We start from the raw sequence: 24,194 nt of genomic DNA on the forward strand, positions 1-24,194 counted from the left end.
TTTCCGTGATCAGTTTGGTTCCGCCTTCGGTGATGCGAAGCCGAATTCAGCAAAAATGACGCCTGCTTCGTTTCCCAGAAGCCATGCCTGCAGGTCGCCCGCGCCTGCTGCTTTGGCATCCTTGATCATTGCGATGGGATAGGTGATTGCTGGGTGGGAGCCTTCCGGGAAGGTGGCGATGATTTTGACGTCCTGGGCAATTGCGGCATCGGTCCGATAAACAATACCCAGCGGTGCTTCGCCACGTTCGACCAGTGCCAGCGCAGCCCGGACGTTATCGGCGCGCGCCAGACGGTCTTCAACCGCATCCCATTGCCCCAGATGTGAGAGTGCCTGTTTGGCATAAATGCCGGCCGGAACGTGCTCAGGATCGCCAACAGCGATGCGATCTTCCGGGCTGATCAGATCAAGGAATCTCGTCTGATCATTGATCGTTATCTGCCCCAGCGAACTGTCGGTCGGTGCAATCAGAACCAGACTGTTTGCCAGAATATCCTGACGGCTTTCGGCCGCGATCAGGTCCTGATCTACCAGCCAGTCCATCCATTTCTGATTGGCCGATATGTACAGATCGGCGGGCGCACCTGCCGCGATTTGCCGGGCAAGGGTTGATGAGCTGGCAAAGGACAAACGCACATGGTTGCCGGTTTCGGCCTCATAGGTTTCTGCGGCCTTGGTCATGGCATTGGTCAGACTGGCAGCGGCGAAAACAGTGATGTCTTCGGCATTTGCGGCGGTGCTGGCTGTAAGGACGAGTGTGGCGGCAAACAGATTGCGGAGTAAGCGGTTCACGGTGGGGCTCCCGGTGAGTGATTCAGTATCGCTATATTTTTATGAATATAGCGATGTGTCAAGCAACGGATTGATAAAACCGCATCGATCTGGAAACGGGTAGAAATGAAAACAGCCCGCTCGTGGCGGGCTGTCTGGTTTAAATGCCAGAGCGTCGGTTACTGGCAAACCGCGGCACGCAGCGGATCATCAGCGCCCATATCGAACCATTCATCCATCCCGGTCGGGAAGCCGTTGCTATCAAGTGCGGTGTCCGGGGTGATATAGCCGCGCCGACCTTGTGCACAATCGACAAGGTGGGTCAGGGCAAGGGTTTCACCACCCTTACGCAGTAGCAAGGTCATGACACGCTTTTCGTCCGGGTTTTGCGGGTTGGCAACCAGCTTGTCGTGGTCAATCGCAGTAAAGCGATTGGTTGGCGCGGAAACCAGTGTCCAGGGCGCGAAGATGTTTTCGTCGGTGAATGTTTGAATGACGCTGATGGTTTGCGGCAGGCGTGCCTCATAGCGATCAAACCAGGTGTATTCATCCCAGATCATGTAGCCGAACATCGCAATTGCGGCGACAAAGGGAACGACATATTTCGGTGCTTTGCGGCCCCACAGGCGGAACAGCAGCATGACCACACCAGCCGATGCAAACCCGACAACAACTGTCGTGAAGATGAAGACGTACATACGGGGGTGGCTCCCAATTCGCTGTTATTGTTGGTGGGGCATTTGTTTAACCCTGATAACCGATTAGCGCAGTATCCGGTCGAGCTCAAGTTCGCCTTTTGGATCACGTTTGGCGATCTGCGCGAGAAACAGGCCAGAGGCGGCAATCGCATCGGATAGCGCATTATGTGCCCTAAAGGGTGGCAGGTTGTGATTTCGACGTAGGGTATCAAGGCGAAGGGCACCGGCCTTCATCGGCTCCCCACTGCGCCGGATGTCACGCAGTGCGAGCACAAGGGTATCGACTGTCGGGATTTGCAGTGGTGCGCCAAAGCAGCGTTTGCATGCCTGACCAAGAAAGCCCAGTTCAATCGGTGCATGATGGGAAATCAAAACGCGCCCGGCCATTTGCGGCAACAGATGTTCAAGGGCGGCTTCAATATTCGGGGCATCGGCGACGTCGCTATCAAAAATCCGGTGTACCACGACCGAGCTTTCACTGAGCTCCTTGGACGGCCTGACCAGAATATGCTCGCAACTTGAAAAATCGACCGCAAGCTGGCGAATGATCACCCAGCCAAGGCTGACGATTTCAGCCTTTTTGGGGTCGAGGCCCGTGGTTTCGAGATCAAGGGCGATAAATTCGGTTTCCATCACCGATCTGTCGGGGTCGGCTGGTGGGACATCGTAATAGGTCCGCAAAGCCCCGGTGGCCTTGCGCTGGATGAAATCACGGTACAGGCGGCTATCAAGGATCTTTTCGCGCAATCCCATATCGATCAGGTCCCGCTTTTGCCAAAGGCGTGCTCAAGCGCGCTCTGAAGGTTCTTGATCACCGAGAAGGCATCTTTCAGGTGGCTGCGCTCAAACGCTGACAGGCTTTCGGGTTGCAGGAAGTTATCGGGCTTTTCACCGCGCCGGATTTGCCGGACCTGATGTTTGAGACGTGTAATGCTGACAAATTCAAAGGCATCCAGAAGGTCGGACGCCCCCTGATTGCTAATCGATGGGAAGGCCTTGACGGCATTAAGGCGTTCATAGGTGTTTACCGCCTCAACCCCATTGGCAAGGGCATGGATGCGCGCCAGATCAACAATCGGCACGACACCATTGTGTTTCAGATCAAGGGTCTTGTCATGCTCGCCGCCACGGATCATGACGAAGTTCTTGAAGAAGCCAAGCGGTACATGATGGGTCAGGGCGTTGCCGACCATATAGGCCTGGAAAATGCGGTTGTCCTTGGCCTTGGAAACGATCATGCGGTGCAGGTCATCAAACAGGCTTTTGGTGCCATGGACTGGCCGCAGGTCAAACCAGACGGAACATAGCATCAGGGATTTTGGTTCGGGCTGTTCGATCCATTTATTGAAATATTGCTGCCAGGTGCGGGCCGGTTGGCGCCATTCATCGATCTTGGCCATCATGTCGCCCGGGCAATAGACATAGCCAACCTTGTGCAAGCCATCACAGACGTAATCAGCCAGCTTCTTGAAATACGCGCCGTGCTGTTCAGCATCATAGGCGTCATCAATGATCAGGCAGTTATCCTGATCCGACAGGGCGGTTTGTTCCTGTCGTCCTTGCGATCCGCCAGCCATCCAGACGTACGGAACAGGTGGCGGGCCAAATTCTTCTTCTGCCAGTTGCAGAAGGCGGGCAGTTGCCGCGTCCGACAGGGTTGTCACGATATGCCCGGCATTATGCGATGTCGCGCCCGCCTCGATCAGGTGGCTCAGGAGTTCGGGGACCTGGGCAATGACCTTTGCCATTTCTTCGGGTTCGGTCAGCTTGCCGATGCGGCCCGCCATATAAACAGCCGACAGCGATTGGCGGGCGAGCAGGTTATTGGTGGTGATCATGCCAACCGCCTTGCCATCCTTCATGACCGGCAGGTGGCGGATATTGTTGCGCGTCATGGTCAGAAGCGCATCGAAGGCGTATTGATCCGGCGAAATCGAGATCGGCTTTTCGGTCATGATGGCTGTGACCGGCTCGTCATAGCTGCGGCCCTTGGCAATCACGCGGTTTCGCAGGTCGCGGTCGGTCATGATGCCGGCAACGCCATCATCGCCCTCGGTGATCAGCAGGCAGGAAACACGTTCCTTGCTCATCAGCTGACCGGCTTCAAGGATCGATGCGGATTTGTCGATGCTGACCAGATCACGTGCGATCAGGTCGCTGACCTTCACACTCATCAGTTTGAGCTGATCGTCATCGCGGCTTTCAAGCAGTTGCATGCCGCTGCGCAGGCGATCCCCGCCCATCTGCGAGAAGAAATAGCTGAATTGCGGATACTTGCCCGTCAGGTCATGGAAGTCCTTTTCGGGCAGCAAGTAACACAGGCTGTCTTCAAGGGTGGTGATGTTGTTGGCAGCCCGTCCGTTCTGATACATCGCGCGTACGCCAAAACATTCACCCTCCGACAGGCGGGCAAGCAGTTGCCCGTTCGGATCACGAGTTTCGGTGCCGCCGGTGCGAATAATGTAAAGATGCAGGCATTGCTGTTCGGGCGACAGGACCTTGGTCCCAGCACGGAAATAGCGGGCCTGAAGACGCTTGGGCAGGGCGTTGATTTCTGCGTCGGGTAGCAGATCGAACGGGTGATGTTGTTTCAGAAATTCGGCAATTTCTTCGAGTTCGATGCTCATGACCTTTTTTCCTCCGCGAGGGCACGCCCTGATTGCATTGTTGCCTGAGTGAGGCCGAAAAGAAAAGCCCCCGGATCAAGGATCCGGGGGCCTGCAACAGTTTTTGGCAAACTGGTTGACCGATTAGTGGTCAACCGCGCCACCGGCCCCTTTCGGAACGCGGATATCTTCAATCATGTGCTGGATATGCTCTGGCGGCTCGGCGGTGACTTTCGACACAGCGAAAGCAACGATGAAGTTCAGAACCATACCAACCGCACCAATGCCTTCCGGCGAGATGCCAAACAGCCAGTTTTCAGGCGTGTTTGCAATGATCGGGTCGAAGAACACACCTTTATAGGCAAGGATATAGCCCATGGTGAAGACCAGACCGGTCAGCATGCCGGCAATCGCGCCTTCGCGGTTAACCTTCTTGGAGAAGATCCCCATGATGATAACCGGGAACAGCGAGGATGCGGCAAGACCGAAGGCGAAGGCCACCACCTGTGCCACAAAGCCCGGAGGATTGTAGCCCAGATAACCGGCAATCAGGATCGCGACCGCAGCGGCAATACGCCCTGCCATCAGTTCCTGTCCTTCTGTCATGTTTGGTGTGAATGTACCTTTGAGAAGGTCATGCGATACGCCAGACGAAATCACAAGCAACAGACCAGCAGCCGTCGACAGGGCAGCGGCGATACCACCTGCTGCAACCAGTGCGATGACCCAGTTCGGAAGCTGTGCGATTTCCGGGTTGGCCAGAACCATGATGTCACGGTCAACCTTCAGCTCGTTACCCTGCCAGCCGAACTCGGCTGCCTTGGCGGCGAACTCTGCGTTTGCGTCGTTGTAGTACTGGATACGGCCATCGCCGTTTTTGTCTTCAAACGACAGGAGGCCGGTAGCTTCCCAACGTTTCATCCAGTCCGGACGCTCTTCAAAGACAAGGTTACCTTCCGGATCGCCGACTTCGCCTGTCTGGATGGTTTCGGTCAGGTTCAGGCGAGCCATTGCACCAACTGCCGGAGCGGTGGTGTAAAGCAGCGCGATGAAGACCAGTGCCCAACCAGCCGAGGAACGTGCGTCACGAACTTTCGGAACGGTGAAGAAGCGAACGATAACGTGCGGCAGACCTGCGGTACCAACCATCAGGGCAACGGTGATTGCAAAGATATCAATCGTTGACTTGCTGGTGGTGGTGTATTCGAGGAAGCCGAGTTCCGTCACAACCTGGTTCAGGCGATCAAGCATGAATTCGCCGGTGCCATTCACGGTCGAGCCGAATGCCAGCTGCGGCAGCGGATTGCCGGTCAGCTGGAAGGCAATGAAGATTGCCGGAATGGTGTAGGCAACAATAAGAACGCAATACTGTGCAACCTGGGTATAGGTAATGCCCTTCATGCCGCCAAGAACGGCGTAGATGAAGACGATGCCCATGCCGACGATCAGGCCGGTCAGGATTTCAACTTCAAGGAAGCGCGAGAACACGATACCAACGCCGCGCATCTGACCTGCCACATAGGTGAACGAAATAAAGATCAGGCAGATAACAGCAACGATACGGGCTGCTTTGGAATAATAACGATCCCCGATGAATTCCGGCACGGTGAATTTGCCGTACTTGCGGAGATACGGTGCCAGAAGCATTGCCAGTAGGCAGTAGCCGCCGGTCCAACCCATCAGGTAAACCGAGCCGCCATAGCCAAGGAAGGCAATGAGGCCAGCCATAGAGATAAAGGAAGCAGCTGACATCCAGTCTGCTGCAGTCGCCATGCCGTTGACGACCGGGTTAACACCTTTGCCAGCGACATAGAATTCGCCGGTGGTGCTTGCCTTGGCCCAGATCGCGATGCCGATATACAGCGCGAAGCTCAAACCGACGGCAATATATGTAAGGGTAGTAAGATCCATCTTGTCTGTCTCCCAGATCCTGCGTCAGTCGTCGTCTTCGTGAACGCCGAATTCGCGGTCCAGTTTGTTCATCTTGGCCACATAGACGAAAATCAATGCGACAAAGACGTAAATGGACCCCTGTTGAGCAAACCAGAAACCAAGCTGGAAGCCCGCTATTTCGATCGAATTAAGGGCATCGACAAACAAGATGCCGAAACCGTAGGAAACGATGAACCAGATCACCACAAGTACCGAGACCAGTTTCACGTTTCTCTTCCAGTAGGCTGCGCTTTGTTCATCCATCGCGCGTCTCCTTCCTAGAAATGATAACTTTCCCTGCCGACATCGTTTTTGGATTGTTTTTGCCGGCCGCTTAAACGCGTGGCGTTGAGTGCATTGGGACACACTCATTGCCTGTAAAGGTCGATATCAGCTTTCTAGATGGGCCATAAGCTAATCATTAGTCGTATAGAACAGGGTGTTAGAGGCCTTTGCTCGGCAGCTGCGAACGAAAATAATGACAGAATTCGGTCAGTTTTCATTGTGTGCGATGCAGCATTTCAGGGTTGAAAAACTTGGCGCATTCATGCCTAAAAAGTGACGTTTTCGTACCGTAAAGGGCGCGTTGTCAGTCTTTTGATGGCATTTCTGACCGGAATCGGCCCCGCGTCGTTCTGGTTGGTATGCGTGCGGCTGAGGGCCAGCTCTTCACGCCATGACCGCATGCCAACCGTCTTGTTGTGACTTCGCGCTGGGTCTCTGCGGTTTGAAGTTGTTAAGAGACTGCCTGTCGGTTACAAACGGGCACAGTATTTCAGGTGCGCCTTGGGCGTGCCGGAGTGTTCCGACCCGACGGGGCGGACCCAACGACTTTTGGATGGGGAATTTAATGGCATCCTACCAGTATATTTACGTCATGAAGGACCTGACCAAGATCCTTCCGGGCGGTCGCGAACTTTTCAAGGGCATCACGCTGTCCTTCCTGCCGGGCGTAAAAATCGGTGTTCTCGGGAACAACGGCGCAGGTAAATCGACCCTGCTGAAAATCATGGCCGGCATCGAGAAGGATTATGCCGGTGAAGCCTGGCCTGCTGATGGCGTCAATGTCGGCTATCTTGAGCAGGAGCCGAAGCTTAATCCGGAAAAAGACGTTCTTGGTAACGTCATGGAAGGCTGTGGTTCTATCGTCGACGATCTTGCACGTTTCAACGAAATCAGCGGCAAATTCGCCGAGCCGATGACCGATGACGAAATGAATGATCTCCTTGCCGAGCAGGGCGAACTTCAGGAACGCATCGATGCGGCCAATGGCTGGGATCTGGAACGTACCCTTGAGATCGCGATGGACGCACTGCGTTGCCCGCCCAAGGATGCCGACGTTTCCAAGCTTTCCGGTGGTGAACGTCGTCGTGTGGCTCTTTGCCGTCTTCTGCTGGCAAAGCCTGACATCCTGCTGCTTGACGAACCGACCAACCACCTTGACGCTGAATCGGTTGCCTGGCTTGAACGTCACCTTGAAGATTATCAGGGTACTGTCATTCTGGTTACCCACGATCGTTACTTCCTTGATAACGTCACCGGCTGGATCCTTGAACTTGACCGTGGTCAGGGCATCCCGTTCGAAGGCAACTACTCCTCGTGGCTGGAACAGAAGCAGAAGCGTCTGGAACAGGAAGCCCGTCAGGAAGGCAGCCGTCAGAAACAGCTTGCGACCGAGCTTGAGTGGATCCGTCAGAACCCGAAAGGCCGTCAGGCAAAATCCAAGGCCCGTGTTCGTGCCTATGACGATCTTGTCGCCGAGGCCGCAAAAGCCGTTCCGGATTCAACCAAGATCGTTATTCCGATTGCCGAGCGTCTTGGCAATGAAGTCATCACCGCCGAAGGCCTGACCAAGGCTTACGGTGACAAGCTTCTGTTCGAGAACCTTGATTTCCGCCTGCCGCCGGGCGGCATTGTTGGTGTCATTGGTCCGAACGGTGCTGGTAAAACAACGCTGTTCAAGATGCTGACGGGTGCGGAAACGCCGGATTCAGGTGATCTGAAGATCGGTGAAACCGTCAAGATGGGCTATGTCGATCAGTCGCGTGACTCGCTTGATCCGAACAAGACCGTCTGGCAGGAAGTCTCCGATGGTCTTGACGAGATCCTTCTGGGCAAGCGCCCGATGAGCTCGCGTGCTTATGTTTCGCAGTTCGCCTTCAAGGGTGCGGATCAGCAGAAGAAAGTCGGCCAGCTGTCTGGTGGTGAGCGTAACCGCGTTCATCTTGCCAAGATGCTGAAGTCCGGCTCGAACGTCCTGCTGCTTGACGAACCGACCAACGATCTTGATGTCGATACCCTGCGTGCGCTTGAGGAAGGCCTCCTCGAGTTTGCCGGTTGTGCTGTGGTTATCTCGCACGATCGCTTCTTCCTTGACCGTATCGCGACCCATATTCTTGCCTATGAGGGCAACTCGCATGTCGAGTGGTTCGAAGGGAACTATCAGGAATATGAAGCCGACTACAAACGTCGCTATGGTGAAGAGGCCAGTCGCCCACACCGCATCAAATACAAGCCGCTGACCCGCTAAGGCGGACAACCGGTTTCAGATCAAAGGCCACCTTCCTCGGACGGTGGCCTTTTTTCATGCGTAAGCAGTGCCAGAGTGACGCAACAAAAAAAGCCACCGTCCGAGGAAGGTGGCTTTCGTATTCGATATTTGAGACGGGCTTTGTCTTAGAGGCCGGTCTTTGCCTTCAGTGCTGCGGTCAGTGCGCCGACATCATCGTTATTCTGCTGAATAACTGATGTGAACTCGTCACGCTGGGTGATGCCCATGCTCAGACCTTCGATGGAAACATCAATGATCTTGTAGCTGTCATCAAACATCCGCATCCGCCACACGATATTGATCGGCGGGCCGTCCGGACGGACAAACTGCGAATCGACGAAGGGGTCCTTGTTCTTCTGGGTCTCGTCACCAACGACAAACTGTTCGCCGTTGAATTCCTTGAACTGGTTGGCGTAATTCAGCGCCAGATAGTTCTGCAGAAGGACAGAGAACTCTTCGATTTCCTGGCTGGAAATCGTACGCCAGTAACGACCAAGAACGAAGCGCGAGACAACATCCATCTCGAAATAACGGTCCATAAGGGACACGAACTTTTCGCGGCGGACTTCGTCAGCAAGGGTATGGTCGGTGAGTTCGGCCATGGCCTGATCAGCCATGGTTTGAATAACATCGGCAGCGCTGGTTTCAACAGCGACTTCGGCAACGACGTCAGAAGACAGGCTCGTTGCCGACGCGTGGCCAGACCATGCTGCTACGATGGCGATCATCGCGGCAGCTGGTATGGCGATCTTGTTGTTTGCCATGATGGGCTCTTACTGGCTTGCTGCTTCGACGGCATCATCAAAGTCGAAAGATGCACTTTCATCTTCGACGGCGGATGCCGGTGCCGGGGCGCCGTTGCGAATCAGCGTATTACGCTGCTGACGATACAGGCTGCGCAGAGCTGCATAATAGTCGATCGACGATTTCTGCAGTTCGTTCAGCTGATTGATCGTGGCGTAACGCGTATGCAGCGCAGTCAGACCAAGAGAACCCCAGTAAAGCGCTTCTGCGGTGTCGCTGTTTTCGGCACCCCAAGTCAGCGGGTTGGCAACATAATCAACAGCAATACCCGTCGTGTCACGCAGGTTGGACGGACCAATCAGCGGAAGCACGATGTAAGGGCCGCCGCCGATGCCATAATGGGCAAGGGTCTGGCCGAAATCTTCGCGACGATACGGAATGCCGAAATCAGTCGCGACATCGTTAAAGCCAAGAAGACCAATCGTCGAGTTCATGATGAAACGCTGGAACGAGGCAGCAGCCTGATCCGGATCACCTTGCAGCAACGCGTTGAACGAGTTCAACGGTTCGTTGATGTTGCGCACAAAACTCGCGACGGAGGTTTTGACAGGTTGCGGGGCAATGTCGCGGTACCACATTGCAGCGGGATACAGGACCATGAAATCAACAGCGCCGTTAACGCCGTGAACCACGCGGTTCACCGGCTCAAGCGGGTCGTAATCACTCGTGTCCTGCGCTGGTTCTGTCGATGCGCACGCGGTCAGCAAAGACAGCGATCCTGCGGCACAAAGCGAAAGCAAAGTTCGGAACTTCATTATTTTTAGCCAACCGATGTTCGATACACAGACTTCCCCTGACCCAAAACGTTTTCAGTGAGGGACACCAAAAAACGTTACCGATCAACCTTCTGCTCGAAAGGGCGACCATGTAACGCACACGCCTTAGATATCCATCTGGTTAGCATAGGGGGAATTTAAACACCAGCATACAAAAAGTTGATCGCAATCAAGCAGTTTTCTGGTGTTGCATTTGAGCAACATGTTTTGCTGTGAAAATAGTCCTTGAACAAATATAAACATATCTTTATATCTTTCTCACCGACATGGAGGGTACTGGTATGGAACAGGTTCTGGCAAGATTGCGCGCAGCTGCAGAAGCAACGCGGCTTCGTCTGCTGGCGATCTGTGCCGAGTGCGAACTGACCGTAAGCGAGATCACCCAGATCATTGGTCAAAGCCAGCCCCGCGTATCCCGACATCTTAAACTATTGTGCGAAGCGGGCCTGCTTGTCCGGTTCCGTGAAGGCACGTGGGTATTCTATCGCACCCCCCATTCTGGTCCGGGTGCAGACCTTGTTCAGCCGGTGCTGGATCTGTTGCCCAAGGACGACGAAACCCTTTCGCTTGATCGTGCCCGTCTTGAGCAGGTGAAGGCGGAGCGTGAGAAGATCGCGACCGAGTATTTCCGTGCCAATGCCGAGGATTGGGATCGGATTCGATCCCTGCATGTCGATGAGGCCGTGGTCGAAAAGGCCTTGCTTGAGACGGTTGGTGATCTGACCGGCGGGCGTATTCTTGATGTCGGAACTGGCACCGGTCGGATCCTTGAGCTTCTGGGGCGCAATGCCGAGGAAGGCGTTGGCGTTGATATGTCGCGCGAAATGTTGGCGGTCGCACGTGCCCGTCTGCAGCGCGCGGATCTGTCGAACTGCCTTGTCCGGCAAGCCGATATGTATCAGCTGCCTTATCCGGGCGGCATGTTTGATGTCGTGACCCTTCATCAGGTGCTGCATTTTGCCGAAAAACCTGACGCTGCCCTTGCCGAGGCGGCGCGCGTTTTGGCGCCCGGTGGCAAGCTTGTGATCGTTGATTTTGCCCAGCATGAACATGAAGAACTGCGCGAAGAACATGCGCACCGACGTCTTGGTTTTGACGATGCGTCGATCAATGCGTGGTTCCGCGCCAACGGGCTTGAGCCAGACAATGTCGTAAGCCTGCCAGGCAAGCCGCTGACCGTTCGGATTTGGGTGGCGCATCCGATGTCCGATCAGGCGCAAAAGAATAGTGAGAAGGCTGCCGAATAACGCGCAGCCGTTACCAAAATACCTAAATAAAAAGACCCGACCGACGGGAACGTGAAGACAGGATTGAGATATTGATATGATGACGGTTCCAGAAATCAAGGCAGTACGCAAGAACCTGCGGGTTTCGTTCGAATTCTTTCCTCCGAAAACGGAAAAGATGGAAGAAACCATGTGGCGATCGATCCACCGGCTTGCGCCGCTCAATCCGTCTTTTGTCTCGGTGACTTATGGGGCAGGCGGCACCACGCGTGGCCGCACCCACGGCAGCGTGACCCGCATTCAAAAGGAAACCGGCATTCCGGCGGCGGCCCACCTGACCTGTGTTGGGCACACCAAGGAAGAGATCGATGAGATCGCACGCAGCTATTGGGACGAAGGCATTCGTTCCATCGTTGCCCTGCGTGGGGATATGCCCGAAGCGACTGGCAAGTACGAGCCGACCCCGGGTGGGTATGCCTATGCGGTTGATCTGGTTGCCGGGCTTAAGGAAATTGCCGATTTCGATATTTCCGTTTCCGCCTATCCGGAAACCCACCCGGATGCGCCAAGTGCTGATTTCGAGATCGAGTATCTCAAACGCAAGATCGATGCGGGTGCGAACCGCGCGATCACGCAGTTCTTCTTTGATAACGAAACCTATCTGCGGTTCCGTGACAAATGCGTTGCGGCCGGGATTGATGCGCCGATCGTTCCGGGAATTCTGCCGGTAACCAATTTTGCCTCGCTCTTGAATTTTGCGGGCATGTGTGGTGCTTCTGTTCCGCAGCGTTTGCATTGGCGTTTCGAGGGGCTTGATGAAGACCCGGATACGCGCCGCATGGTTGCTTTCCACGAAGCCATTTCACAAGTGGAAGGTTTGATCAGCGAAGGCGTGACCGACTTCCACTTCTATACGCTTAACCGTGCCGAACTGACCTATGCCATCTGCCATGCGCTGGGCATTCGCGGGACCGAACAGGCAGCTGCCTGAGGGACCCGTTGTTCTGTAACCGGACGCATGAAGATTTGATTGGATGAAAAAGATGAATGATCGCAAGGAACGCATTGCCCTGCTGCGCAAACGGGCCGAGGAAAAGATCCTGATCCTTGATGGCGCAATGGGCACGATGATCCAGAAGCACAAGCTGACCGAGGAAGACTATCGCGGTGAACGCTTCGCCGACTGGAAGCAGGATGTGAAGGGTAATAACGATCTTTTGTCGCTAACCCAGCCGGACATCATCAAGGACATCCACCTGCAATATATTGCAGCCGGCGCGGACCTGAACGGCACGAATACCTTTAGCGCGACGACGATTGCCCAGGCCGATTACGGCATGGAAGATCTGGCTTACGAGATCAATTTCGAAAGTGCTAGGATCGCGCGTGCCGCCTGCGACGAATGGGAAGCCGCCCATCCCGGTGATGTGCGATTTGTCAACGGCGCGATCGGCCCGACCAACCGTACTGCTTCGATTTCGCCGGATGTGAATAATCCGGGCTTCCGCGCGATCACCTTTGATCAGCTCAAAGAAGCCTACAAGGAAGCAGCAAACGGTTTGCTTGATGGCGGGGCGGATACGCTTCTGGTCGAAACCATATTTGATACGCTCAATGCCAAGGCCGCACTGTTTGCCATTGATGAGGTTCTTGAAGAACGCGGTGAAGATGTGCCGGTAATGATTTCTGGCACGATCACGGATGCATCGGGCCGGACCCTGTCGGGGCAGACGACCGAGGCGTTTTATAACTCCGTGCGTCATACCAAGCCGTTCTCGATTGGCCTTAACTGCGCATTGGGGGCTGCTCAGCTGCGTCCGTACGTGCAGGAACTTTCGCGTATTGCCGAATGCCGCGTTTCGGTTTACCCCAATGCTGGCCTGCCGAACGAGTTCGGCGAATATGATCAGTCGGACGCCGAAATGGCAGCTTTGGTCAAGGAATGGGCTGAAACCGGCATGGTCAACCTTCTGGGGGGCTGCTGTGGAACGACGCCGCCGCATATCAAGGCGATTGCCGATGCGGTTGCGAATGCCAAACCGCGCACTGTGCCGAAGTTCGAACCGCGTATGCGTTTGTCAGGCCTTGAGCCGTTTGACGCCGCATAATCCCGATATTGATTGCTGAAAAGAGATCGAAAAGACCCATGACCGACATTTCCAGATTTATCAATATTGGTGAACGGACCAACGTTGCCGGATCGCTGAAATTCAAGAAGCTGATCGTTGAAGAAGATTACGATGCAGCCCTTGAGATTGCCCGTCAGCAGGTCGAAAACGGCGCACAGATCATCGACATCAACATGGATGATGCGATGCTGGATGCTGAAACCGCGATGGTCAAGTTCATCAACCTGATCGCGGCCGAACCCGACATTGCCCGTGTGCCAATCATGGTCGACAGTTCCAAATGGAACGTGATTGAGTCCGGTCTGAAATGCCTGCAGGGCAAGGGGATCGTCAACTCGATCAGTCTGAAGGAAGGCGAAGAACCCTTCATCGCACAGGCCAAGATGCTGCGCCGTTATGGGGCGGCTGTTGTTGTCATGGCCTTTGATGAAAAAGGTCAGGCCGATACGGTTGATCGCAAGTTTGAAATCTGTAAACGCAGCTATGACGTGCTGGTCGAAAAAGTCGGCTTCCCGCCCGAAGACATCATTTTCGATCCGAACATCTTTGCTGTCGCGACCGGGATTGAGGAACACGACAATTACGCCGTCGATTTCATCGAGGCCTGCCGCCTGATCAAGACGCATCTGCCCTATGCCAAGATTTCCGGCGGTGTTTCAAACGTGTCCTTCTCGTTCCGTGGTAACAACCCGGTGCGTGAAGCCATGCATTCGGTGTTCCTCTATCACGCCATCAAGGCGGGACTGGATATGGGCATCGTCAATGCCGGTCAGCTGGTTGTTTACGAAGAAATCCCTGCGGAACTGCGTGAACGCGTTGAGGACGTCATCCTCAACCGTCGTTCGGACGCAACCGACCGCCTGCTTGAAGTGGCCGAGAAATACAAAGGTACCGGCGGGCCCGAGAAAAAGGCTGATCTTGAATGGCGTAAAAAGCCGGTCAATGAACGTCTGGCCCATGCGCTGGTCAATGGTATTGCCGAGTTTGTCGAAGAAGACACCGAAGAAGCCCGTCAGCAGGCAGACAAGCCGCTTCATGTGATTGAAGGGCCGCTGATGGATGGTATGAACATTGTTGGTGACCTGTTTGGCGCTGGCAAGATGTTCCTGCCGCAGGTTGTGAAATCTGCCCGTGTGATGAAAAAGGCTGTCGCCTATCTGATCCCGTTCATTGAGGAAGAAAAAGACGGCAAGCACGAAACCAATGGCAAGATCCTGCTGGCAACGGTGAAGGGCGATGTCCATGACATCGGCAAGAACATCGTCGGTGTGGTTCTGCAATGTAACAACTTCGAGGTCATTGACCTTGGTGTGATGGTGCCGACCCAGAAAATCATCGAGACCGCCAAGGCTGAGAAGGTCGACATGATCGGGCTTTCGGGCCTGATTACGCCGTCGCTTGAGGAAATGACCTATGTCGCGGCCGAAATGGAACGCGAAGGTCTTGATATCCCGCTTCTGATCGGCGGTGCGACGACATCGAAGGTCCATACCGCGGTCAAGATCGCGCCGAACTACCTGAAATCATCGGTGGTTTACGTGATCGATGCATCGCGTGCGGTTGGTGTTGCAAGCCAGTTGCTTTCCGAAACCCATCGCGAACGTTTTGCTACGGAAATTCGCAATGAATATGTCGCGATGGCGGAAAAGCACGCAGCACAACAGCTGCAGAAAAAGCGTTTCTCGCTTGCCGATGCACGCGCCAACAAGGCGCAGCTTGATTGGGAAAACTTCGAGGCACCGGTGCCGCTCAAACCGGGTATCACCCTGTTTGAAGAGTTCGATCTTGAAGAGCTGGTATCGCGCTTTGACTGGAAACCGTTCTTCGAGACCTGGGAACTGCATGGTCGCTTCCCCGATATCCTTCAGGATGAAAAGGTCGGTGAGACCGCACGCAGTCTTTATGAAGATGCGCAGGCGATGCTCAAGAAAATCATTGCCGAGAAATGGTTTAAACCCAAGGCGGTTGTCGGTCTGTGGCCGGCCAACTCGGTCGGTGATGATATCGAAGTCACCCCGGCACCGGATCACAATGAACCGGTAATGCTTCATACCCTGCGTCAGCAGATGTTCCGTGAAAATAACAAGCGCCCGAACCGTGCGTTGGCCGACTACATTGCGCCAAAAGACAGCGGCAAAACCGACTATATCGGTGCCTTCGTTGTTACGGCCGGACCGGAAGTCGAAGAAATTGCCGGCAAGCTTGAAGCAGAGCATGACGATTACAATGCCATTCTGGTCAAGGCCCTTGGTGACCGATTTGCCGAGGCCTTTTCCGAGCGCATGCATGAAGAGGTCCGTAAGGAGCTTTGGGGCTATGCCCCGGATGAGACGCTTGGCAATGATGACCTGATTGCTGAAAACTATCGCGGTATCCGTCCGGCACCGGGTTATCCGGCCTGCCCGGAACACACCGAAAAGGGCATTCTTTGGGATCTTCTGGATGCTGAAAAGAATGTCGGTGTGTCGCTTACCGAAAGCTATGCCATGACGCCGACCGCATCGGTCAGCGGGCTTTATTTCGCCAACCCGGATGCGAAGTATTTCGGTCTTGGCAAGATTGAGCGCGATCAGGTGGAAAGCTATGCCGAGCGCAAGGGCATGACCCTGGCAGAGGCAGAGCGCTGGTTGGCGCCGAACCTGAATTACGATCCGCGTCAGGCAAAATAATCGCCTTACCGGTCGCAATGAAAAGCCCCGCAGACTGCACTCTGCGGGGCTTTTTTATTGGGTGCGTTTAACGCGGTCTAGTGTGTAGGGCGACAGAACTTGCCACGCTCGGTAATGCCGACAATCACAATGCCAATCAGACCGAGCGAGAAGTAACCTGCCAGAAGCGGGATCACCGTGCCATTGAACTGCTGTCCGATAATGCCGCCCGCGATCACGCCGATCAGGGTGCTGTAGACACCAATCATCGAAGATGCGGTACCGGCAATCGCGCCGACCGGTTCCATTGCGAGTGAATTGAAATTCGGCATGGTCAGCGAGAAGCAGAACAGGATCGTCGTCAGGCCGATGCCAAACAGCAGCAAGGGCGGCTGCCCGTCAAACCAAATCGCAATAAGAACATTGATCAGGCTGCTGCCCGTCATGATGAACAGAGCAACATGCGAAATCTTGTGCATGCCGATCTTGCGCACGAGCCGCGCATTGACGAACGAAGAAACGCTCATGCAGGCAGCAATCATCCCGAAGACCAGCGGGAACCATACCCCAAGACCGTATACTTCGGTTTCAAAGATTTGCTGGGCCGATCCGATATAGGCCATCAGGCAGGCAAACATCATGCCCATGGCGGTGGCATAGCCGAGCGTCTGACGGTTGGTCACGGTGGTTCTGATGTCACGCACGATCCGGCGCATCGAAAGCCTGTGTCGGTATTCCGGGTGCAGGGTTTCCGGCATGCGCAGCAGATACCAGCAGACAATCGCAATCGCCAGGACAAGCGTGCTGACAAAAATCATGTGCCAGTTGGCCAGTGCCAGAATAAGGCTGCCTGATGCGGGGGCAAACACCGGCAGGATAATGAATACCATCATGACAAACGACATAACGCGTGCCATTTCGCGACCTTCGAAACAGTCACGCGTTATCGCCATGGTCAAAACGCGCGGCGCAGCAGCCCCAAGGCCCTGCACAAAACGTGCGACCAGAAGATGTTCAAAGCTGTCGGCAAAGATCGCCATGATCGTGCCGATGCAATAGATGCCAAGGCCGGCAATCAGGGTGGGGCGACGGCCGAAGCTGTCAGCAAGCGGTCCATAAACAATCTGCATCAGGCCAAATGCGATCATGAAAACATAGATCAGCATCTGCATACGGTTGCCGTCTTCGATCCCATAATCCTGTGCAATCGGCCCAAAGGCCGGCAACAGGTTATCAATCGACAGTGCAACCAGCCCGATGGTGATCGCCATCAGGCAGATAAATTCAACAAGTCCTGGCAACGGCCGAGCCGCCTGCGTACCCGTTGGTCGAGGGTCATTCATTATTTTTGGTTCCGTTGAGAACAATTGGTGGCGTCTCTGGCCCCGCTTTCACGCAGCGCGGGCAGAATGATGCATTTCGTGTGTTTTTGGCAATGACGGTTTTCTTAAACGGGATCGCGGCACTGGGGCTGCCCTGAACCCGGGTCACTTGTTGTTACACATCCACCCGGATCAATCAATGGGTGTCAGAAATGCGAAAATAACCGTGGTATTGCTTGTCTTTACCCTTTATTCGCAGGAAAAGCTGATCCTATGATCATTCCAAATCCCGCGTTGCCAACCCCGGTATAGTTGAAATGGCTGAAAAGCTTCTGAAATCGAACATCTTTTTGAACCGTCTACGCCGCATCGTCAAAAGCGAGCAACTGGTTCTGTCGATTTTGGCTTTGATTGTCGGCGCACTGGCCGGGGGTGGAACGATCCTGTTTCGTGACGGTTTGTTGTTCATCCAGTCGCTGTTTTTTGGAACCGGCGAAGAGGCCCTTCACCGTCATCTAAGCGAAATTCCGGTCTGGCAGCTTATTCTTGCGCCGACGGTCGGCGGTCTGATTGTCGGTGTTTTCATCTACAAGTTCCTGCCCGAAAAGCGCCCGCATGGGGTTGCCGACGTTATTGATGCTGCATCCTTCCATGATGCCCGCATGTCGACGCGCTGCGGGATCAAAAGTGCGATTGCCAGTGCGGTCTCGCTTGGCAGTGGGGCGTCCCTTGGCCGTGAAGGGCCGGTAGTCCATATGGGGGCGTCCTTTGGGGCGTGGCTTGCGCGTATTCTTCATTTGCGCCGTTCGGCCTCAAGAACCCTGTTGGGGTGTGGCGTCGCATCTGCGGTGGCGGCATCGTTCAACGCGCCCCTGGCTGGCGCGCTGTTTGCCCATGAAGTTGCCCTTGGCCATTACGCCCTGACAGCCTTTGCCCCGATTGTTTTGGCGTCTGTTACCGGGACGGTGATTACGCGGATTTATTTTGGCGATGAAGTCGCCTTCCTGATCCCCGGTCACGATATCCAGTCGTTCTGGGAATTTCCGGCCTTCGCCCTTTTGGGGATCATTGCCGGTATCGCGGCCGTTCTGGTCGTGCGCGCCATTCCGATCGTGCAAAAGACTGCTAACCGCACCAACGCACCGCTTTGGATCCGTCCGGCGGTGGCGGGGCTTGTGGTCGGATTGTTGGCCCTGATCTTTCCGCAGGTTGTTGGCGTCGGTTACGGTGCAATGAACGATGCGCTTAATGAAAGCTATAACCTGACCTTCCTGATCGGTTTGCTGCTTGCCAAGGGTTTTGCTGTTTCGATCTGTATGGGGCTTGGTTTTGCCGGTGGCATCTTCAGCCCGGCGCTTTTCCTTGGTGCGATGCTGGGCGGGGCGTTCGGGATTATCGCCACCAACGTCTTCCCGGATTTGTCATCGGGCTATTCGGCCTACACGCTTGTCGGCATGGGGGCCTTGGCCGCAGCCGTTCTTGGCGCGCCGATTTCAACCACACTGATCATCTTTGAATTGACCGGTGACTATGCCCTGACGGCGGCGGTGATGGTGGCATCTGTTCTGGCAACAGTGATTATGGATCAGTTCCAGGGCGGCTCGTTCTTCCAGTGGCAGCTGAAATGCCGTGGCGTTTCGACCCGTTGGGGCCGGGAAGTCAATTTGCTTCGAACGATCAAGGTTGCCGAGATCATGAAGCGTGAATACGAAACCGTCCCGCTTGACGAGGGGCTGCCGATGGTGCGCGAAAAGCTGATCAATGCGCCCTATTCGGAACTGTTTGTCATTGATGATCAGGGCAAGCTGCATGGCACCATCACGCTAACCGATTTGCGCCACGCGGCCTTTGATCCGAAGCTGGGCGATGAAGTAACGGCAGGCCAGGTCGCCCGATCAAAGCCGCCGGTGCTGTATCGCACCGACAGTATCGAAAAGGCCATCAAACTGATGGAGCAAACCGGTGAAGAACATCTGCCGGTCCTAAATAGTGCAGAAGAGCGCCATATCATCGGCTTCGTCCATGAAAAGGACGCGATGATGGCCTATAACAACGCATTGCTTGAACTTCAAAGTGAAGAGCGCGGCGACGCGCCGCCCAAACTGTTCTAGTCCGTAGCGCAAAAGAAAGAGCAGCGCCGTTAAGCGCTGCTCCGTTCAAGGTTTTATAGCCGATGTGATCAGGCGGCCAATGCGGGTTGCTGTCCTGCTGGCTGACCAGACATGACCTGGGCTGCGACCCGGCTATCAAGACCGGCAACGTTTTCGGGAAGATCGGTTGCGGCCTGCTCGGCTGCGTTATCGATCTCCTGACGTTCCCTGCGTTTTTCAATCTCGGCCTTTTCGTTCTGTTTTTCGTCCTTTGGTGGCGGACTCAAACTGTCACGAAGGGCTGATTTGAATTCCTCCTCGGCATCCTGCTCTGCAAGTGCAGGATCGTCATTTTCCGGATCGGAATTCGAAGAAACGACGCCGTCATTGGTCTTGATACCGTTTGCGCTGTCATTGGCTTTGACTGCGTCCATGGCCGCAGCAAAGCTTGATGACCCGCTTCCGATATCCTGAAATTCAAGCATGACGGACTGAACCGCATCGGAAAGCTGACTTTTCGACGAGCCACCTTCCGGTCCGATTGCCGCAACACTTGAAACAGGTGCAGCGCTACCTGCGCTAAAACCTTCGATACCTTCGTGTGCACCTGGCCGTTCCGCAGAACTGGCCCGGGTTGATATCGGCAACCCGTTGCCCAATCCAAAAATAGTACTCATTGCGAGATACCTTTCTCTGGGATGCACAAAGCACGACCAGCACCCCCGGAACGTCGCCGAGGGTGTCAGACATGCTTACCATCAGAAATCAAAGCAATTTTCAGACCATGGATGCGGGACGTAAGGGTTCGCAAATTACATGCGAAGACCATTGAGAAGGTTGATGCCTGTACTTGGCATTCCTGACACCCTACCTGTGATGGTTGGCGGCAGAAAATACCGATACCAAAGAAGGTTACGGGGAGCCGGACTTATCTATTAGGCTATGGGAGGACGGTCGAATTTTCCCAGAAGCAGGATGCGTGTCGATAAGATATGAAACTCCACCTCATTGCCGGCGCCAGACCCAACTTCATGAAGATTGCACCGCTTTGGCGCGGGTTGGTGGGCCATCCATTCCTGCGCCCGTCTTTTGTTCATACGGCACAGCATTGCGATGATGTGATGTCTTTGGCGATTTGGCGGGAACTCGGACTGCCGGATCCCGATCATGTCCTGAATTGGGAGCCGGCAGAAAACAGCGACCCAGTTGAGGACATGATGCGGGCGTATGAGGCGCTTTGTCATACCGATCGTCCCGACATGGTTCTGGTCGTGGGGGATGTGAACTCATCGCGGGCGGCCGCGCTGGTCGCCGCAGAAATGGAAATTCTCCTTGTTCATCTCGAAGCGGGCTTGCGCTGCTTTGATCTCGACATGCCCGAGGAACAAAACCGTATCGCGATTGATCACAAGGCGGATCTTTTGCTGACCCCGTCAGCGGATGCAGATCAGAACCTGTTGGCCGAGGGCATCGAGCCAGGCCGTATCAAGCTGGTTGGCAATATCATGGCCGACACACTGGCAATGATGCGGACGCAGATCAATCAGGAAGATGCTGCCAGTAAGGTTGGTGTGAATAAGGGGCGCTATGTGCTTGTGACGCTGCATCGGCCAAGCAATGTCGATGACCCTGAAAGGCTTCGCCAGATATGTCAGGCGTTCAAGGAACTGGCCGCAGAGGCAGAGGTTTGCTTTGTCCTTCACCCCCGGACTCAGACACGTCTCGCAGTACAGGGCTTGATTAAGGAGCTGAGTGCAGCAGGTGTCCGGTTGTTGCCGCCGATGGGGTATGTCCGGTTTGCCAGTTTGATGCGTGATGCCGGTGTCGTTGTTACCGACTCTGGCGGCGTTCAGGAAGAAACGAGCTGTTTAGGTGTGCCTTGTTTGACGCTGCGCACATCAACAGAGCGACCGATTACGATGACGCAAGGGACCAATCGACTTGTTGAAGTCGATCAGCTGACCCATGCGGTGACCTCAGTACTTCATGCTTCCTGCGATCGCGCACGTATCCCGGCCAATATCCCGGTATGGGATGGCAAGACAGCGTCTCGCGTCGTTCGGGAGCTTGAAGCCTTTTGGCGGGGCTAAGCCGGGTGGGGTAAACGATCTGGCGAAAGACTTGGTTGATGCGGGTGATGTGGTGCAGAATGTAAAAATCGTCGGGTCGATATGGAACGAGACTGGCCCCCTTTGCACAGCGTGATATATATGCTGTCATGATGGATGATCCCTTCGAAATTGATGAATTCGCCGCCAGCCCCGAAATGCGTCTGGCCGACACACCGACCCCGGCATATCTCGATAATCTGAATGCCGAGCAGCGCGATGCTGTCGAAACCCTTGATGGACCTTTGCTGGTTCTGGCGGGTGCCGGCACCGGGAAAACGCGCGTGCTGACCACTCGGCTCGCGCACCTGCTTGAAACCAAGGCGCAGACCGAACGCCTGCACCCGCAGCAGATTCTTGCTGTGACCTTTACCAATCGTGCGGCAAAGGAAATGCAGGAACGTGTCGCACAGGCTCTGGGGCGCCCGGTGGAAGGCTGGTGGCTGGGAACTTTCCACTCGCTTTCGGCGCGCTTGTTGCGCCGCCACGCCGATCTGATCGGGCTGCAGTCAAACTTCACCATTCTTGATAGCGATGATCAGGTCCGCCTGCTTAAGCAGATCATGGATGCCGAGCAGATCGATCCGAAAAAATGGCCAGCCAAGCAGCTGATGGGCATCATTCAGCGTTGGAAGGACAAGGGCCTGACGCCTGATCGGGTCAATGAGAGTGTCGAGTTCGCCAATGGCGGGGCAAAGCACCTTTACAAGATCTATCAGGAACGTCTCAAAGTCCTGAATGCCTGCGATTTTGGTGATCTTTTGCTGCATTGCCTGACCCTTTTCCAGCAGCATCCGGAAGTCCTGAAGCAGTATCAGAACACCTTCCGCTATATTCTGGTCGATGAGTATCAAGATACCAACGTTGCCCAGTATCTGTGGCTGCGCGCGATGGCGATGGTTCATCGCAATATCTGCTGCGTTGGTGATGATGATCAGGCGATCTATAGCTGGCGCGGGGCTGAGGTCGGTAACATCCTGCGCTTTGAGTCTGATTTCCCAGGCGCGAAAGTCGTTCGCCTTGAACAGAACTATCGTTCCACCCCGCATATTCTGGCCGCGGCATCCAAACTGATCACGTTCAATGACGGACGTTTGGGCAAAGAGCTTTGGACTGAAATCGATACCGGCGAGAAAGTCTTTGTCAAAGGTGTCTGGGATGGCGAGGCGGAGGCACGCCTGATCGGTGAAGATATCGAAGCCCTGCAAAGCAAGGGTGTCGGCGCATCCCAAATCGCCATTCTGGTCCGTGCCGGTTTCCAGACCCGTGAGTTTGAAGAACGGCTGATCACACTTGGCATTCCCTATCGGGTTGTTGGTGGCCCACGTTTCTATGAGCGTCAGGAAATTCGTGATGCGCTGGCTTATATCCGGCTTGTTGCGCAGCCAGAGGACAGTCTGGCGTTCGAGCGCATCGTCAATGTGCCCAAGCGTGGGGTTGGCAAGGCAACGCTTCAGACGCTGCATCAATATTCCCGCGATCAGGCGATCTCGCTTCCGGCGGCGGCGCGTGATCTGATCGATACCGAAGAACTCAAACCCAAGATGCGCCAAAGCATCGGTGGTCTTCTGGGCGATTTCAAACGTTGGCGCGAAATGTTGTCGGGCAGCAGCCATGTCGAGGTCGTCGAAACCGTCCTTGATGAGAGCGGCTACACCGACATGTGGCGCACATCCAAGGAGATTGATGCGCCGGGCCGTTTGGAGAACTTGAAGGAACTCGTTTCCGCGATTGGCGAGTTTGAAAACCTCACCAGCTTCCTTGAACATGTGTCGCTGGTGATGGAAAACGCGCAGAACGATCATGAGGAAAAAGTCACGATCATGACCCTGCACGCCGCCAAGGGGCTTGAGTTCGACTATGTCTTCCTGCCGGGATGGGAAGAAGGCGTATTCCCCCATCAGCGTGCCATGGATGAAAGCGGGGTCAAGGGCCTCGAGGAAGAGCGTCGTCTGGCCTATGTCGGGATTACGCGTGCGCGCAAACGTGCAACCATCTGTTATGCCGCCAATCGTCGTATCTATAACCAGTGGCAATCAGCCCTTCCTTCGCGCTTTGTCGATGAGTTGCCAGACGAGCATATCGAACGGATCAGTGATACCGGCCTTGGCGGGCATGGTGGTAACCACTCGCCGGGTGCCTGGGGTGCCGATGACTGGATGAAAATGCCAAGCTGGGCCAGTGACAGTGCGTCGGATCGCAACAAGACATTGGGTGCCGGGGATCGCAAATTTGCCTCAAGCGGTTGGCAGGATCGCGTGCGCAAGAATGTGATTGATGTGAAGCCCGATGGTGAAACCAGCTATTCCACCAGTTCGAAATCATCGAAATACAAGGTCGGCGACACTGTGCGTCATCGCAAGTTCGGATCGGGCACGGTGCGGGCCGTTGATGGCAACAAGCTGGAAATCCATTTCGAGAGTGTTGGCACAAAGAAAGTGGTCGACAGCTTCATCCTGCCGGGGTAAGCCCCAGCCAACTTTTTCGGATGACCGATTAACCGGGCAGAGCACCTTCGCCGCCCACACAAACG

The 24,194-nt window shown here is 54.9% G+C and carries 18 protein-coding genes; 8 read left to right on the plus strand and 10 right to left on the minus strand.

The genetic code is table 11. The annotated features are described in order from the left end of the window. Positions 1 to 9: 9 nt before the first annotated feature. From modA to CMO10_RS05750, 6 genes are all read right to left on the minus strand, one after another. The gene (modA, locus tag CMO10_RS05725; protein WP_297019495.1) at positions 10 to 792 is read right to left on the minus strand and encodes a molybdate ABC transporter substrate-binding protein; all 783 of its coding nucleotides are present in this window, start codon (positions 790 to 792) and stop codon (positions 10 to 12) included. 158 nt (positions 793 to 950) lie between these two features. Continuing rightward, complete coding sequence (locus CMO10_RS05730; protein WP_297019498.1) at positions 951 to 1,469, minus strand: hypothetical protein; 519 nt, start codon at positions 1,467 to 1,469, stop codon at positions 951 to 953. Between the two features lie 63 nt (positions 1,470 to 1,532). Continuing rightward, positions 1,533 to 2,222: an exonuclease domain-containing protein gene (locus CMO10_RS05735; RefSeq protein ID WP_297019500.1), complete on the minus strand. Its 690-nt coding sequence runs from the start codon at positions 2,220 to 2,222 to the stop codon at positions 1,533 to 1,535. Positions 2,223 to 2,227: 5 nt separating this feature from the next. Then, positions 2,228 to 4,096, minus strand: coding sequence for a DUF294 nucleotidyltransferase-like domain-containing protein (locus CMO10_RS05740; RefSeq protein ID WP_297019503.1), 1,869 nt, complete (start codon positions 4,094 to 4,096; stop codon positions 2,228 to 2,230). A 123-nt stretch (positions 4,097 to 4,219) separates the two neighbouring features. Next, the gene (locus tag CMO10_RS05745; protein WP_044827964.1) at positions 4,220 to 5,986 is read right to left on the minus strand and encodes a sodium:solute symporter family protein; all 1,767 of its coding nucleotides are present in this window, start codon (positions 5,984 to 5,986) and stop codon (positions 4,220 to 4,222) included. Positions 5,987 to 6,010: 24 nt separating this feature from the next. Next, a complete protein-coding gene (locus CMO10_RS05750) occupies positions 6,011 to 6,271 on the minus strand; it encodes a DUF4212 domain-containing protein (protein WP_044827965.1) in 261 nt (86 codons plus the stop codon). 586 nt (positions 6,272 to 6,857) lie between these two features. Between CMO10_RS05750 and ettA the strand changes: the two genes are divergently transcribed. Beyond that, entirely contained in the window at positions 6,858 to 8,537 is a 1,680-nt protein-coding gene (gene ettA, locus CMO10_RS05755) for an energy-dependent translational throttle protein EttA (RefSeq protein WP_297019509.1), read from the plus strand. A gap of 146 nt (positions 8,538 to 8,683) precedes the next feature. On the opposite strand, the gene CMO10_RS05760 is transcribed toward ettA, so the two are convergent. Continuing rightward, on the minus strand, positions 8,684 to 9,322 hold the full coding sequence (locus CMO10_RS05760) for an MlaC/ttg2D family ABC transporter substrate-binding protein (protein WP_297019512.1): 639 nt from the start codon (positions 9,320 to 9,322) through the stop codon (positions 8,684 to 8,686). A gap of 9 nt (positions 9,323 to 9,331) precedes the next feature. Continuing rightward, positions 9,332 to 10,117: an MlaA family lipoprotein gene (locus tag CMO10_RS05765; RefSeq protein WP_044827968.1), complete on the minus strand. Its 786-nt coding sequence runs from the start codon at positions 10,115 to 10,117 to the stop codon at positions 9,332 to 9,334. A 302-nt stretch (positions 10,118 to 10,419) separates the two neighbouring features. Here CMO10_RS05765 and CMO10_RS05770 point away from each other — a divergent pair, with 302 nt between their 5' ends. From CMO10_RS05770 to metH, 4 genes are all read left to right on the plus strand, one after another. Then, positions 10,420 to 11,385 carry an ArsR/SmtB family transcription factor gene (locus CMO10_RS05770; protein WP_297019515.1) on the plus strand — a complete coding sequence of 322 codons (966 nt, stop codon included), beginning with the start codon at positions 10,420 to 10,422 and terminating at the stop codon, positions 11,383 to 11,385. A 76-nt stretch (positions 11,386 to 11,461) separates the two neighbouring features. Continuing rightward, positions 11,462 to 12,355 carry a methylenetetrahydrofolate reductase gene (gene metF / locus CMO10_RS05775; RefSeq protein WP_082049613.1) on the plus strand — a complete coding sequence of 298 codons (894 nt, stop codon included), beginning with the start codon at positions 11,462 to 11,464 and terminating at the stop codon, positions 12,353 to 12,355. A 43-nt stretch (positions 12,356 to 12,398) separates the two neighbouring features. After that, positions 12,399 to 13,472 (plus strand): homocysteine S-methyltransferase family protein, encoded by a 1,074-nt coding sequence (locus tag CMO10_RS05780; protein WP_297019518.1) that lies wholly within the window; start codon positions 12,399 to 12,401, stop codon positions 13,470 to 13,472. A gap of 38 nt (positions 13,473 to 13,510) precedes the next feature. Next, the gene (gene metH, locus CMO10_RS05785; protein ID WP_297019520.1) at positions 13,511 to 16,162 is read left to right on the plus strand and encodes a methionine synthase; all 2,652 of its coding nucleotides are present in this window, start codon (positions 13,511 to 13,513) and stop codon (positions 16,160 to 16,162) included. Between the two features lie 77 nt (positions 16,163 to 16,239). Here metH and CMO10_RS05790 read toward each other — a convergent pair whose 3' ends face one another. Then, complete coding sequence (locus tag CMO10_RS05790; protein WP_297019523.1) at positions 16,240 to 17,442, minus strand: multidrug effflux MFS transporter; 1,203 nt, start codon at positions 17,440 to 17,442, stop codon at positions 16,240 to 16,242. Positions 17,443 to 17,780: 338 nt separating this feature from the next. On the opposite strand from CMO10_RS05790, the gene CMO10_RS05795 reads away from it, so the two are divergent. Further along, on the plus strand, positions 17,781 to 19,574 hold the full coding sequence (locus CMO10_RS05795; RefSeq protein ID WP_044827972.1) for a chloride channel protein: 1,794 nt from the start codon (positions 17,781 to 17,783) through the stop codon (positions 19,572 to 19,574). A 68-nt stretch (positions 19,575 to 19,642) separates the two neighbouring features. Here CMO10_RS05795 and CMO10_RS05800 read toward each other — a convergent pair whose 3' ends face one another. After that, the gene (locus CMO10_RS05800; RefSeq protein WP_297019528.1) at positions 19,643 to 20,230 is read right to left on the minus strand and encodes a hypothetical protein; all 588 of its coding nucleotides are present in this window, start codon (positions 20,228 to 20,230) and stop codon (positions 19,643 to 19,645) included. Between the two features lie 315 nt (positions 20,231 to 20,545). Between CMO10_RS05800 and wecB the strand changes: the two genes are divergently transcribed. Then, positions 20,546 to 21,643 carry a non-hydrolyzing UDP-N-acetylglucosamine 2-epimerase gene (gene wecB / locus CMO10_RS05805; protein ID WP_297019530.1) on the plus strand — a complete coding sequence of 366 codons (1,098 nt, stop codon included), beginning with the start codon at positions 20,546 to 20,548 and terminating at the stop codon, positions 21,641 to 21,643. Positions 21,644 to 21,774: 131 nt separating this feature from the next. Then, positions 21,775 to 24,129, plus strand: a complete 2,355-nt coding sequence (locus tag CMO10_RS05810; protein WP_297019611.1) for an ATP-dependent helicase — start codon at positions 21,775 to 21,777, stop codon at positions 24,127 to 24,129. Positions 24,130 to 24,194 lie beyond the last annotated feature (65 nt).

Source organism: Thalassospira sp., assembly GCF_002709775.1.
Classification (GTDB): Bacteria; Pseudomonadota; Alphaproteobacteria; order Rhodospirillales; family Thalassospiraceae; genus Thalassospira.